This window comes from Bacteroidales bacterium (assembly GCA_016707785.1).
Taxonomy (GTDB): Bacteria; Bacteroidota; Bacteroidia; order Bacteroidales; family UBA4417; genus UBA4417.
Genome location: JADJGZ010000014.1, coordinates 132040 through 145984 on the forward strand (window position 1 = coordinate 132040; position 13945 = coordinate 145984).

Here is a 13945-nt window from a genome sequence, read left to right on the forward strand (position 1 = left end):
GTTATTAGATAATAATCTGGAGCAACTGGCAATTCAGATTGAATAGGTAAAGATATAATATTGTGAATTGCGGCCATATCGCTTGTGCTGCAGAATAGTATCCAGTTGCAATATATTCAAAACTGACTCTCACTGAACAAAACTTTTCAACAACTGTATAAAATCTTGTTTCATGGTGTTAATTTTGCAATGATTAGCGATTCAATTTCTTATATTCTGTTTTTTATGACTGAAGAATTTTTGCACTATCTGTGGCAATACCGGCTTTATTCAACTCAATTAACCCTGGTTACAGGTGAGCCTGTTTTTGTTTTACATCCCGGAATCCTTAACAGGGATTCTGGACCTGATTTCTTTAATGCCCGGGTGAAGATTGGAAGCACTCTCTGGGCAGGGAATGTGGAAATTCATGTTCTTGCATCCGATTGGGAGCGACACAGGCATCAGCATGACAGAGCCTATGAAAATGTGATCTTACATGTTGTATACAGGAATGATCGTGTCATTGAGACACAGAATGGTATTCTGATTCCGGTACTTGAGTTGAAGGATTCTCTGGACAAGGATTCATGGCAACAGTATTTGAAATTTATGGGATCACGGAGCTGGATTCCCTGTGAATCAACATTCGGGCTGGTAGAATCTGTTGTCAGGACTGCCTGGTTAGACAGATTATTGGTTGAACGGCTTGAGCGAAAGGCTGCACAGGTTGAAAGATCCCTGAACTTGTCAGCCAATGACTGGAACCAGGCATTTTATCGTTTGCTGGCAAGGAATATGGGGTTTAAGTTGAACAATGATGCATTTGAGATTCTGTCATCTTCAATTTCTTATCAATGTTTATGGCGGCATGCGGAGAACCGGTTTCAAACCGAAGCCCTGGTCTTTGGTCAGGCGGGTATGCTGGAAGAACCTTTTAAGGATGATTATCACAAGGCACTTGCAAATGAATACAGCTTCCTGAGGCAGAAATATAGCCTTAAGGCCATGGATGCTCATATCTGGAAGTTCATGAGGATTCATCCTTCAAATTTCCCGACGATAAGGCTTTCACAATTCGCATCCATCGTACATATTACGCAGGGGTTATTATTAGATTTGATAGAAATTCAATCACCAGATCAGTTACATAAAATGCTGGATATTGAAGCTGCTGATTACTGGAAAACACATTACAGGTTTGGGCATCAGGTAAAAGAACACTCATGTCGGTTAGGTAAAACAGCGATTCAGCTTCTTATGATTAATTTCTTTACACCTTTCCTTTTTATCTACTCTAAAAAACTTGGAAACGAAAAGATGAACAGGCAGGCATTTGAGATGTTGCAGATAATAGAGGGAGAAGACAATGCAATTACCAGGCGTTGGAAATCGATGGGAATGAAGGGGTCATCAGGTGCTGAAACTCAGGCTCTTCTTGAGTTAAAAAGTAATTATTGCGATCGGAAGCGCTGCCTTTCATGTGGAATTGGAATATCCTTATTGAGGATGAAAGACCAGGTGGAGTCAAGCTGAAATAATTGCTTTCCTTCTTGTTTGATACAATTGTTTTGTTATTTTTACGAGATAAACATCTTATTTAATGCAATGACAACCAATAACGAATCCTGGGGTACAAGAGTAGGCCTTGTATTGGCAATGGCCGGAAATGCTGTCGGATTAGGAAATTTTCTTAGGTTTCCAATGCAAGCAGTTCAGAATGGCGGAGGTGCATTTATTATTCCGTACCTGGTTTGTTTTTTATTGATGGGGATTCCCCTGTTGTTTGTTGAATGGTCAGTGGGCCGATATGGTGGTCAGTATGGTCATCATACCACTCCTTTTGCGTTCTATAAAATGACGAAAAAACAATTATGGACTTATATCGGGGTATTCGGAATTTTTTCAAATATTGCCATCGCTTCTTATTATTGTTATATCGAAAGCTGGACATTATCCTATACTTTCCATTCCGCTTTCGGCTCTTTTAATGGCATGGATCAACATGGAGTATCAGAATTTTTCTCTAACTATTTAGATATTTCCACAACCACTACCGGGATTCCATATGAAGCTGTTGTATTTTTCGTTTTCTGCCTTGCTTTGAATGTCTGGATATTAAGCCGTGGATTAAGTGGAGGTGTAGAGAAAGCTGCCAAGATCGGGATGCCTTTACTCATTATTTTCGGAATTTTTCTGGCTATCAAGGGAATTACACTAAAGGCCGGAGATCAGGGAGCTTTGTTTGATGGGACACTTGGACTTAATTTCCTCTGGACGCCTCAATACGATTCTTTAACAAACCCTAAAGTATGGTTGGCAGCGGCAGGACAGATATTCTTTACACTTTCATTGGGTCAGGGCTCGGTTCAGTGTTATGCTTCTTATGTAAAAAAGAAGGATGATATAGCATTAAATGCGATGTCAGCAGGATGGATGAATGAATTTGTTGAAGTAGTGCTAGGGAGTGCCATCATCATTCCGATTGCAATTGGATATTTTGGACTTGAGAAAGTAGTAGAGTTAACTCAATTAGGTGGCCTGGGTCTAGGCTTCAGGGTGATGCCATTCCTCTTTTCACAATGGGGAGCAATCATTTCCGTCATGGCAGGAGTGTCTTTCTTCGGATTATTGTTTTTTGCAGGAATTACCAGTTCTTTAGCCATGGGGACTCCGTGTATGTCGTTCCTGATGGATGAGTTTAACTGGCGCAGGAAAAGGGCTGCTATTGCATTTGGAGTCGCTGTACTGGTACTTGGATTGCCCACAGTTTTGTTTTTCCAGGAAGGAGTATTCGACGAATATGATTATTGGGCAGGAACCGTTTCACTGGTACTTTTTGCCACTTTGGAAATTATATTGTTTTCCTGGGTCTTTGGAATGAAGAAAGGATGGGTTGAAATTACTCATGGAGCTGATATTAAGGTTCCGATCATTTTTAGATTTATTTTAAAATGGGTTACTCCCTTTATGTTGCTGGGTGTATTCTTCGGCTCGTTGGTAAGACCGGCCAACGACGAATGGAGTAAACTTGGCTTTAAAGGCTGGGAATTGCATAAGGAAAGCATCCTTGGACAAATGATGCACAAAGGAATAGGGCCGAATAATGCCTATTTTGCTGATTCTTTTTATGCTGAACAGGATGGTATGATTGATTCTTTATATACCTATCATGAAAAGACCTTTGTTCAGGTAACTGACACAAGTTCAGGGGTGTCAATTTCATCATCTTACAGATATAAGGAAAATCATCAATTGATGAAGGAAAAGGGAGACTGGATAAAAAAAGGTGAAGTTTTATATACAGGAAGTGTTATCAATAAGATCTTCTTTATAGATATTTCCAGGTTTTTACTTTTCACAGTATTTGTCCTGATCGGAATCACTGTTTATATTGCTTACAGAAGAAGAAAAAAATCAAACCGCATCTGAAAAAAGCAGAAAAGCTATGGAAACACAACCCCTGATTTTCATGATTGTATCTGAAGCAATTATTACAATGCTTACTGTTTATTTTTTCATAAAGGTGCTTACCACAAAACCAAGGAAAGAACCCGATTCATATACAAATGAGTAACTCATAAAGACTCAAGCCCTATGAGCACTGAAACAGGCTTCAGAAAAAGTTTGAATCTGCTTGATTCAACTGCAATCGTTGCAGGATCAATGATCGGTTCGGGGATTTTTATTGTAAGTGCCGAGATGTCGCGACACCTGGGCTCTCCCGGTTGGTTGCTGATTGCATGGATCATCACCGGAGTGATAACCATTATTGCAGCTTTGAGTTATGGTGAGCTTGCTGCCATGATGCCACATGCCGGAGGTCAATATGTCTATATTCGGGAGGCGTTTAATCCGTTCAGTGGATTCCTGTATGGCTGGACTTTTTTTATGGTTATTCAGACCGGTACAATTGCAGCTGTTGCAATGGCTTTTGCTAAATACATGGGGGTTCTTGTCCCATGGTTTTCTGAATCCCATCACCTTATTGAGATAGGGCCCATTAATATTTCAACGGTCCATTTGCTGGCAATTGTGATGATTACTCTATTGACTTATAATAATATGCTTGGTGTTCAGAAAGCAAAATGGGTCCAGAATTTATTCACTATCACTAAAGTAGTTTTATTACTCGGGTTTATCATCATCGGGCTTTTCATCGCAAATAATGCCCCGGCTGTGGAAGCCAACAAAGCCATATACTGGAAAGCGGTTTCCCTGGATGGAAGTAGTTTGGCAGGTTGGGCCTTAGTAGTTGCAATAGGTGTATCGCTGGTCGGTTCCGTTTTTTCTGCTGATGCATGGAATAGTATCACACTCGCAGCAGCTGAGGTAAAGAATCCAAAGAAAAATATTCCATATAGCTTATTAATCGGCGTTTCATTAGTGATTATCATGTACATACTTGCTAATATCGCCTATCTCAATACCCTTCCACTCAGAGGGAATCCTGATGGCACCACGGTAATGGAAAGAGGAATACAGTTTGCAACAAACGATCGCCTGGGGACAGCCTCTATATATGGATTGTTTGGTGCCGGGGCTGCATTGATTATGGCCGTTTTTGTTGTTATTTCCACTTTTGGTTGTAATAATGGACTTATTCTGTCCGGTGCACGTGTGTATTACGCAATGGCAAAGGATAACCTGTTCTTTAAAGGAGCCGGTCAACTGAACTCCAAAGGGGTTCCTGCAAATGGACTGATCTTCCAGGCTATATGGGCTTCCTTATTATGCTTATCAGGGACATATTCTGAACTCCTGGATTATGTTGTTATAGCTATTCTTATATTTTATGTGCTAACCATTATAGGTATCTATGTTTTGAGAGTAAAAAGGCCTGATGCTGAGCGTCCTTATAAGGCATTTGGTTATCCGGTCCTGCCCGCTATCTATATCCTGGCAGCCTTGTTATTGATGTATATTTTACTTGTTTACAAACCTGAACATACACGTCCGGGGCTTTATATCATTCTTACCGGAATTCCTGTCTATTATCTCTGGAAAGGACTTCGCAGGAAAAATGAAAAGACTTAACCTATTATTGGACCATGTAGAGATGTGGTGATGAGGAAATGAGGAGATGAGGAGATGAGGAGATTAGGAGACGGGGAGATGGGGATGAGGGTGAGTTGGAGATTTGGTGAGCTGGTGATTTGGGATTTGGGACTTGGATCTTGAGACTTGGATCTTAGGACATCCGCCATCATACATCCGCCATCATGCATCCGCCATCCATCATACATCCGAATTCCTAACATCATACATCCGACATCCTACATCCGACATCCGACATCCCACATCCGATCATTCCACATCCGACATTCCACATATTTCAATATTTTATATCATGACTCCAAATAAATTCAAGGAATTTTTTGATTTCAATTCCACAGAAAGAAGAGGAAGTATTGTTTTAATTATTTTATCCTTTACTATCTTGCTTATTCCATCAGTCTATTCAAGGTTTTATCGACCAGAGATTGAGGATATTACAGCGTTTTCAAAGGATATTTTAGCATTTGAAGAAGGGCTAAGAAGGGATACTTTGAAGCAGGGTGATTTAAAAAATGATACATTATCCGGGTTTTCAAATAATAAGCAAGAATTTATAACAATTCCATTTTTATTTAATCCCAATGGATTATCAAATGAAAATTGGCGGAAATTGGGATTGAAGGATTGGCAGATCAAGGTAATAAAGAATTATGAAGCAAAGGGTGGCAGATTTTACAAAAAGGAAGATCTTAAAAAGATATATGGGATTGATGGGAACTTGTATATGAAGCTTGAACCTTATATAACGATTCCTCAAAGTCAGGTATCCAGAAAAGAAGCCCCTAATACAAGCTGTTCAAAGGCCTCTAAGCAATTGCTGATAGATATAAATGAGGCTGATACCAATATGTTGATGGAGTTGCGGGGAATAGGGCCAGCTTTTGCCCGAAGGATTGTGAAATACAGGGAGAAATTGGGAGGTTTTTATTCAGTGGATCAACTATTGGAAGTCTATGGTTTTGACTCACAACGTTTAGGTTTGATCAAGGAACTGTGTACTGTCGGGAAAGGACCTTATCGCATGATACCGATAAATACTGTAAGTGCACAGGAGATAAAATATCATCCATATTTATCTTATGAATTGGCAAAAAAGCTTATTGATGCCAGGATTCAGAAAGGGGGATTTCGATCAGCACTGGATATAAAAGGAGTTCCGGAAATATCAGATGAAGTTTTACGAAAAATAATTCCTTATTTCAATTTTCAAAACTAAATCAAGGATTAGTTTCATCTTTTCGAAGGTGATAGACTATTTTAAACGGAGGTGTTACAGTAGTTTCTTCAAGGGGAGTCCCGTTATCATTTGATAAGGGTTCAATTTCTGAGATAGCAGGCGGTTCCTGATCGGGTTCATCATCTTCATCCTCCCAGAGGTATTCCTTCTTCTGTGGACCATAAGAACGGTAGAAGAATGCAATCATTACCCCTGCAAGTAAACCAAGGAGGTGTGATTCCCAGCTGATATTTTTTTCAGGGAAGAAATCAGGAATAATCCCCCAGATCAATCCACCATATAAGAAAACTACAACCAAAGAAAAAGCCATTAACCTTGCCTCTTTTTTTAGCACACCACCCATGAAATGGAACCCAGCCAAAGCATATACAATTCCTGAAGCGCCAATATGAATCCCGGTATCTTTGGCAAAGATCCACACCCAGAAACCAGTGGTAATCCATAAGAGTGCAAGAATTCTGTATGCCAGTCTCTCATAGAAGTAAAAAAGTCCGGCACTCAGCACAAAAAGGGGGACAGAGTTGGCTGAAATATGAGCGAAAGATGCATGCAGGAATGGAGAGAGAAGGATGCCCTTCAAACCTGACCAATGCTGAGGGAGAAGGCCATAACCTGAAAAATCCTGATGGGATATGTACTCAACTAACCAAACAGCCCAGATCAAAAGGATCAGAATTGCCGGCGCCAGAAGGCTATGTATAAACCGTTTTTTATCAGTAGAATCCATTATTCAGGAAATGAATTCTTTACTAACAAATGAAAGCCCAAAATAGAGTTACTGCCATAATGACAGGGGCTAATTCTCCCTGAAAGATTTTGGCTTAACGATTGTGAACACCCTGTTTACAGTAAAACCGAAATATATATCACCTTTGGTTATGTCCCCGGTAGTTTCTGTTATAAAGGCTCTTTCAAACATTGGCTGCGAATTACTGACCCTCAGTTGGAATACGTGGCCTCCCGTTTCGATATCGAAACCAACAGCTATGGCATCCTTAAATTTCTTGTCATCATTGCCATTGAAGGTGTGGAAATATTCGGCATTTAAAGAAGTCCTCTGAGTTAGTTTGATCCGGCCCCCTGCTCCAAGAGCATATATGTCATTAGGCTCATTTCGCGTGGCTACCAGGTTTTTATGGATCATAGTAGGTGTTAATTGAAATGAGAATGCATTTGAGAACTTCCTGGCCAGAAGCAACTGATTGCAAAAAGCCAGTCTTGAAGAAAAATAATTTGTACGCGTTTCATCCTGCCATTTCAATCCATTTACTGAAGTGCTGGAATAAAAAATTAAGGAAATTGGCATATTCCGTTTTCCGGTACTTTGTCGTAATACTTTGGCTTTAACAGCTCCATCAACGGTCTTTTCAAAATTACTTCTTCCAATAGAAACAGAAAGCCAATCATTAATACCATATTCAAGTCCCAGGCGAATTGTCGACTTATCTAGTCCAAAGAATTCATAAGCACCTTCATTGATTCTGCCGAAATTATGTTCTATCAGGAATTGCAGTGTTCCAGGAGCAGGGCTTTCCACAGATTGCCCAAGAACAAGGCGAGTTGTTTTGAAAGTTGCATAGGCATAGTCGGTAGCCGGAGCCTCATCATTGAGGAGATTCATTAGATCGTCCTGGGCATTAAGAGGGCTGGTTTGTAAGATTAAGACTATTAATACAGAGAAAAAAAGCTTAGGTGATAATGACATTGGAGTTTGTTTTTCGAAGAAGTTTGAACAAGGCTATTTTACAAAAGAACATTTGCTGAATTTGACATCCGTCATATCAAATCCATTGCAGAATCCTTTAATTTTCACATCAGTGCCTTTCGCTATAGCCAATCCTTCCGCATTGTATTTGCTCAGGAGTTCACAGCGGATGGATTTGTCACCGAACATGGAATCAGCTTCCATTACAAAAACAGCAAACACTAGTGAGTCTGACTGATCTGTCCGGTCCATTTTACCGGTTATTTCAATTACTTTACCGGTGTACAAAGAATCTGCAAGTTTCATATCACCATTGTACTCTTTCCACAATGCTTCAGAACTCATGGTATAGGCAGGTGTGGCCTTTTCAATGTCAGCATGAGGTTTATTTACATAAAACCTGAAGACAAGATAGGCTGCTAAAGCTCCCACTATTGCGAGAACTAATATTATTTTGATCCATTTATTCATGATTTTTGGTTTTTGGGTTAATGCACTCATATAAATGACTTGTAACCTGATCTCTTTAATTTACAAAAGGCAGGGTACATAGATCAGTTAGGCATTCCAGCGGCTACCCAGCTATTCAATTGATCAATTTTGCAATTAGTCATTTGTCCGGAAGGTGGCATAATGGAAAACCCATTTTGTTGCATGATGTGATTCTGCAGGTTTTTGTTCTGGACTGCAGATTTAACTTGTTCATAGGTGCTCAGCGTCAATCCTGCAGAAGGAGCATTACCTGCATGGCAGCTCAGACAATTTGCGCTAATTATAGGGCTGATGGTGAGTTGATATGTTGGAGAAGTTGTATCACAGGTTGTTCCCGGATAAAGAGCTTCTTCATTATCATAATAACATCCGCCAAAAAATAATGTTAGGGAGAAAAGAGATATTACAAGGAGTTTGTTCATATAAGATAAGGTGTTTTAGTTGTTTGGTGTTCCATCGTTGATCCATCTGTTGAATTGAGCCAGGTTACAATCAGAAAGTTGGTTTGAAGGTGGCATCATAGAAGCGCCGTTCCGGTTATACAGGTGGTTAAGTAAAGATTTGTTTTCAACAGCATCTTTCACCTGGGAGTAAGTATTGAGAGAAAGACCTGCGGAAGGGCTTGCTCCGCTATGGCATCCTTTACAATTAAGCTCAATGATGGGGTAAATAATTCCCGAAAAAGTTACGTTTGACGAATCACATCCTGAATCGTTACATTGTGTATTATTAGCTCCTTCAAGTATCCAAAGCTGAATGGTTGTAATCTGTGCATTGGTTAAAGGTTCACTTGGTGAAGGGGGCATGAAACCTTCGGTCCACTGCAAAGTGGTAATGGCTGTATACAATTCACTCTTATTTGCTTTGCCTGGTTCAACTTTACTTCGGATTGAAGCATAACTATTTAGTTCAAATTCTTCTGATCCATCATGGCATCCGGACTTGGCACAATTGGATTGAATAATTGGGAGTACTTCAGTTTCAAAACAAATGGAATCATTTATTCCAGGAACAATTGGCTGGACTTCACCTTCATGTTTGCAGGATGAAAATATCAATGTAATGAATGCAATTAGCAGAAAAGCACGCAAAGGACAGGAAGAATGTAAAGTCATTTATAGAAATTGTTGAATGTATGCCAAGTAAAAACTTAACATGTTAAAATTTGAATTGTTCAGCAAGTTAACGTAAAATATCAAGAATCGTATATATGTTCATCATTTTTTTAGCCCTGCTTTCGAGAAAATGTAATCAGGGATAGCAATTATGAAGATTTTATTCTCTTATAGCCTTTTTCCTAAGCTGTTGCGAGTTTCACACCCATTGCTCAACCTTTGGCTGGGTTATTCTTTTATTAGGGATGGTAAAGCTGAATTTTGATCCTTTGCCTTCTTCACTTTCAACATTGATTTGCCCACCATGTTTTTCTATGAATTCCTTACACAATAATAAACCTAGCCCGGTACTGGGTTCTCCCTCTGTGCCAGGCCTGCCGCTTTTGGCATCGAGCTGGAAAAGATTCTCCAGCATAGCTTTCTTCATTCCAATTCCTGAGTCACTTATGGAAATTTCAACATCATTTTGATCAGTGTTTCTTGCAGAAATATTCACTCTGCCCCCCTTTGGTGTAAATTTAATAGCATTTGAAATATGATTTCTCATAATAGTTTGGAGCACGTTAATATCTGCAAAAACCGATAAATGATCAGGTATGTTTAGATCGATGCGGATTCCTTTATGGATGGCAGCATCCTTCATTAGTTCCAGGTTTTCATGAACAATAGGGAGGAGTTTTACTGTTTCAGGGTTGAAAGTTATAGCACCCTGTTGGATGCGGGCCCATTGCAAGAGGTTTTCAAGAAGCCTGAACAGGTTGGATGAAGTTTTTCGCATGCTCTCAAGGTATCTTTGAATATCATCCATTGACATTCGACGCAATTCTTCAGCGAGTATATCTGTCAAACCCATAAATCCGCCCATCGGGCCACGAAGGTCATGTGCGATAATTGAAAAAAACTTATCCTTTGTGATATTGAGATTATGAAGTTCTTTACTTTGGCGGTGAAGTTTAATATGAGTGCCAACTCTGGCTGTTACTTCTTCTGCTTTGAAAGGTTTTGTTATATAATCAACGCCACCAAATTTCAGTGCTTTGACTACATCGTCAGTTTCACTTAATGCACTGATGAAAATAATAGGAATTTCACACAAATGCTCATTGGCTTTCATACGACGGCATACTTCATATCCATCCATTTCGGGCATCATAATATCAAGGAGAATCAAATCAGGCTTTTCTTTTTCAGCAACTTGCAGAGCCATTACTCCACTAGGCACTGGCCTAACCTTATACCCTTCATTTTTAAGTATCTCTCCCAATACTTTTAAGTTCGCAGGGATATCATCCACTATCAATATATTTGGGATGTTCTGATTAGAAAAACAAAGATTTTCCATCATCATTCTTTAGTTTGAGTGAGTAATTGCTGCAAACTGCCATATTCATAATTTTTTGCCAGTTCCATGAGTTGTTCAGCAATGTTTGCATTTACATCTTTTATGCTTTCAATAAGTTCTATTAATAGGTCCAAATCAGCAACTGATAAAGCTTCCAGCATACTTTGCACGAGAGCATAAGGCAGTTTTTCTATGTCTGCCTGGATGAGTACTTTATTTATATGCTGATTGTTTTTTGAGGTGGGTGTTTCATCTTCATACAGGTATTCAATATCCAGGATTTTTCCCATGGTGCTAAACAATTCGCTTTCCCTGAATGGTTTACGAATATAGCCCTGCATTCCCAATGATTCCATTTTCTTTCTTTCATCTTCAAAAGCACTTGCTGTTAAGGCAACAATAGGTGTGCGTTTACCTTTTTCTGTCCCCTTTATCAGTCGGGTTGCTTCATAGCCATCCATCACAGGCATTCGCATATCCATCAGGATAAGATGAGGTTCCCATGATTCAAATTTTTCGATGGCTTCTTTTCCATTGATGGCTTCTTCGGTTTCAAATCCGACTAATTTGAGGAGATTTACAGCTACCCTCAGGTTTTCATCCTTATCATCAACAACTAAAATCCGGTGTTCTGAGTGTCCGTTTACAATGCCTATAACTCTTTTGGTGATATTCTTTTCAATCGCATCTGCACTACCATGTTGAATTTTTACCTCGAAAGTAAATATTGATCCTTTTCCAACTTCACTGGTTACAGATATTTTACCACCCAGCAGGATTGATAATTCGCGGCTTAATGCCAGGCCCAGGCCGGTTCCACTTCCTTTTTTTATACCTGTAGTCGTCTGCTCAAAATGTTTAAAAAGTTTATCAAGTTCATCTTCCGGGATTCCCGGACCTGAATCCTGGATTTCCACTGTAAGCAGATTGGTTTCATTATCAAGCACAGATGCACGGGTCCGTATGGCAATCCCTCCTTCCTCTGTGAACTTTATGGCATTTCCAATGAGATTCACAAAAATCTGGCGTAGTTTACTTTCATCAACAAAAACATACCTGGGTAAATCCTCAGCTACTTCGCAAATAAACTGAAGCTGCTTAGATTGGGCACGATCCTTGAAAATCATTTGAATATCGCCGAGTAGGGAATGTAAATCGACATTCGTAGGATTAAGAACTACACGGCCAGCCTCAATCTTCGATAATTCAAGAATATCATTGATCAGGGCCAGCAGATGCTCTCCTGCCCGGATTATAGATACATTATATTCACGTTGTGATTCAGTTAGAAGTTTGTCGCGATTCATCAACTGTGAGAACCCAATAATTGCATTCAGGGGTGTTCTGATTTCATGTGACATATTTGCCAGGAATGCACTTTTCGATTTATTGGCTAATTCTGCTTTTGCAGCCATTTCTTTAGCTTTCTCTGTAGCAGATTCCAGGAAAATATTCGTTTCAACAAGCTTTTTCTCTGCCTTGGCTCTTTTCTTGACATTCACCAACATATGTGCAAAAAGCTGGAGCAATAAATTTTCCTCTTTTGTTCTTGTATGAATCTGATCCAGGTAAACATAACAAACAAATCCGATGTATTCATTGCCTGACATCAATGGAATCGTTACCATACTTTTTGCATGCTGAGCTTTGAGATCTTCAAGGAGCCGGCTTGCAGGTAAATTATTTATGTCATCCATGGAATAAATTTCACCTTTCTGGTGTGAATTTATCATTTCGGGGATTACAGCAAACGAAATGTCCTGCAGGTTCCCGATTCCAGGTTCGAAACCACTGTTATACCATTCGTATTCGCAGGAAAAGGTTTGTTTTTTTACATCACTATTATATATATAACTGCTCCCGGCTGAAATAAATTGTCCGATGGTTTTTAGTGATTCATTAACAGTATGGTTCACCCGCTCTAGTGGAATGTTTATATAGTCAGATGCCATTTCAATGATAATCTTCTGCATCATCGTCTGCCTCACAAGGTCTTCTTCAGCTTTCTTTCTAACGCTCAGGTCATAATTTAATAACTTATTTTTCGATTGAATATTCAGAATAAATAAAAGTCCTAACAGTAAAACAATGAACAGAACAAGGCTTGATTGTACAACCTTGAACATTAGGTTTTTATTCCATGATTTTGAATTATAATCCATTCCAAAAACGGCTATGATTTTGCCTGTGGATTCATCCTTTATTGGAATAAATGCACTCATCCAGGTTCCCCAGCGGTCAGTTAAAGGAGTGGTAAGTAGTTCTTTGCCATCTTTGAATGGCTGCTTATCTTCTGCCTTTGCCTCAGTGTACTCCTGCCCGGGAGGTGAATAGTCTTCTGAATTTTCCGGCTCGGAATCGGCGACAAAGTATATTTTTCCGTTTTTTTCTGTATAGATGTAGGCAAATCGGGCTTGTGGATTTACCTTAATAATAGCCATTAATGTTTGTTTAATGGTCATATATTGTTCCTTGCCAATATCATCTGCCGTGAATTCAAGCGCCATTAAATCATTTTTCGGCAAAGTTGCTCCGATGGATCGCGTAGTCTGAAGAATATTCTCAATTTGTTCTTTTTCTGTCTTATTCCAGACATACCGGATGTATAATATTGACAAAACAGAAATTACCAGCAGAAATAATATCTTCGGGATGCGTCTATTTTTTGTTAATTGTGACTTTCTCATCATCTGCATTAATTTTTACAGTTTCAAAAAGAGCTTGCAGAGCCCTTTGATATTGCCAATCATCCAATAACACGGTCTATAACTACCTGTTTAAGGAGCCTCATTCATTTCGGCAAAAACCTTTTTCCTTCTATTACTTAATAACCTTCCACATCATAAGTAATGATAATTTATGCTTTTTTAATTATGCAAAGTTGATGATGTAGATAATTAAGTCTTTCCTTACTGAAATAGGGAGAATTTCTTTGAAAATGTCGGATGTTTAATGTCGGATGTTTAATGTCGGATGTTTAATGTCGGATGTTTGATGTTGGATGTTTGATGTCGGAT

Annotated in this window: 11 protein-coding genes; 4 read left to right on the top strand and 7 right to left on the bottom strand. The window is 39.2% G+C overall.

Annotated elements, in window-relative coordinates:
* Positions 1-225: 225 nt before the first annotated feature.
* From IPH84_09695 to IPH84_09710, 4 genes are all read left to right on the top strand, one after another.
* Entirely contained in the window at positions 226-1515 is a 1290-nt protein-coding gene (locus tag IPH84_09695; protein ID MBK7173491.1) for a DUF2851 family protein, read from the top strand.
* 72 nt (positions 1516-1587) lie between these two features.
* Positions 1588-3411 (top strand): sodium-dependent transporter, encoded by a 1824-nt coding sequence (locus tag IPH84_09700; protein MBK7173492.1) that lies wholly within the window; start codon positions 1588-1590, stop codon positions 3409-3411.
* Between the two features lie 165 nt (positions 3412-3576).
* Entirely contained in the window at positions 3577-5016 is a 1440-nt protein-coding gene (locus IPH84_09705) for an amino acid permease (GenBank protein ID MBK7173493.1), read from the top strand.
* Between the two features lie 313 nt (positions 5017-5329).
* The gene (locus tag IPH84_09710) at positions 5330-6253 is read left to right on the top strand and encodes a helix-hairpin-helix domain-containing protein (GenBank protein ID MBK7173494.1); all 924 of its coding nucleotides are present in this window, start codon (positions 5330-5332) and stop codon (positions 6251-6253) included.
* A gap of 1 nt (position 6254) precedes the next feature.
* On the opposite strand, the gene IPH84_09715 is transcribed toward IPH84_09710, so the two are convergent.
* From IPH84_09715 to IPH84_09745, 7 genes are all read right to left on the bottom strand, one after another.
* Complete coding sequence (locus tag IPH84_09715) at positions 6255-7001, bottom strand: rhomboid family intramembrane serine protease (GenBank protein MBK7173495.1); 747 nt, start codon at positions 6999-7001, stop codon at positions 6255-6257.
* Positions 7002-7070: 69 nt separating this feature from the next.
* A complete protein-coding gene (locus tag IPH84_09720; GenBank protein ID MBK7173496.1) occupies positions 7071-7943 on the bottom strand; it encodes a hypothetical protein in 873 nt (290 codons plus the stop codon).
* A gap of 69 nt (positions 7944-8012) precedes the next feature.
* On the bottom strand, positions 8013-8450 hold the full coding sequence (locus IPH84_09725) for a hypothetical protein (GenBank protein ID MBK7173497.1): 438 nt from the start codon (positions 8448-8450) through the stop codon (positions 8013-8015).
* A gap of 83 nt (positions 8451-8533) precedes the next feature.
* Entirely contained in the window at positions 8534-8893 is a 360-nt protein-coding gene (locus IPH84_09730; protein ID MBK7173498.1) for a hypothetical protein, read from the bottom strand.
* A gap of 15 nt (positions 8894-8908) precedes the next feature.
* Positions 8909-9586 carry a hypothetical protein gene (locus IPH84_09735; protein ID MBK7173499.1) on the bottom strand — a complete coding sequence of 226 codons (678 nt, stop codon included), beginning with the start codon at positions 9584-9586 and terminating at the stop codon, positions 8909-8911.
* Positions 9587-9785: 199 nt separating this feature from the next.
* Positions 9786-10928 (bottom strand): hybrid sensor histidine kinase/response regulator, encoded by a 1143-nt coding sequence (locus IPH84_09740; protein MBK7173500.1) that lies wholly within the window; start codon positions 10926-10928, stop codon positions 9786-9788.
* Positions 10929-10930: 2 nt separating this feature from the next.
* A complete protein-coding gene (locus IPH84_09745) occupies positions 10931-13546 on the bottom strand; it encodes a response regulator (GenBank protein MBK7173501.1) in 2616 nt (871 codons plus the stop codon).
* Between the last annotated feature and the right edge of the window lie 399 nt (positions 13547-13945).

Bases quoted from the DNA above. Each gene is read 5' to 3' on its own strand.
- IPH84_09700 (MBK7173492.1), top strand. From the start codon at position 1,588: ATGACAACCAATAACGAATCCTGGGGTACAAGAGTAGGCCTTGTATTG.
- IPH84_09695 (MBK7173491.1), top strand. From the start codon at position 226: ATGACTGAAGAATTTTTGCACTATCTGTGGCAATACCGGCTTTATTCA.
- IPH84_09730 (MBK7173498.1), bottom strand. From the start codon at position 8,893: ATGAACAAACTCCTTGTAATATCTCTTTTCTCCCTAACATTATTTTTT.
- IPH84_09710 (MBK7173494.1), top strand. From the start codon at position 5,330: ATGACTCCAAATAAATTCAAGGAATTTTTTGATTTCAATTCCACAGAA.
- IPH84_09715 (MBK7173495.1), bottom strand. From the start codon at position 7,001: ATGGATTCTACTGATAAAAAACGGTTTATACATAGCCTTCTGGCGCCG.
- IPH84_09740 (MBK7173500.1), bottom strand. From the start codon at position 10,928: ATGGAAAATCTTTGTTTTTCTAATCAGAACATCCCAAATATATTGATA.
- IPH84_09735 (MBK7173499.1), bottom strand. From the start codon at position 9,586: ATGACTTTACATTCTTCCTGTCCTTTGCGTGCTTTTCTGCTAATTGCA.
- IPH84_09705 (MBK7173493.1), top strand. From the start codon at position 3,577: ATGAGCACTGAAACAGGCTTCAGAAAAAGTTTGAATCTGCTTGATTCA.
- IPH84_09725 (MBK7173497.1), bottom strand. From the start codon at position 8,450: ATGAATAAATGGATCAAAATAATATTAGTTCTCGCAATAGTGGGAGCT.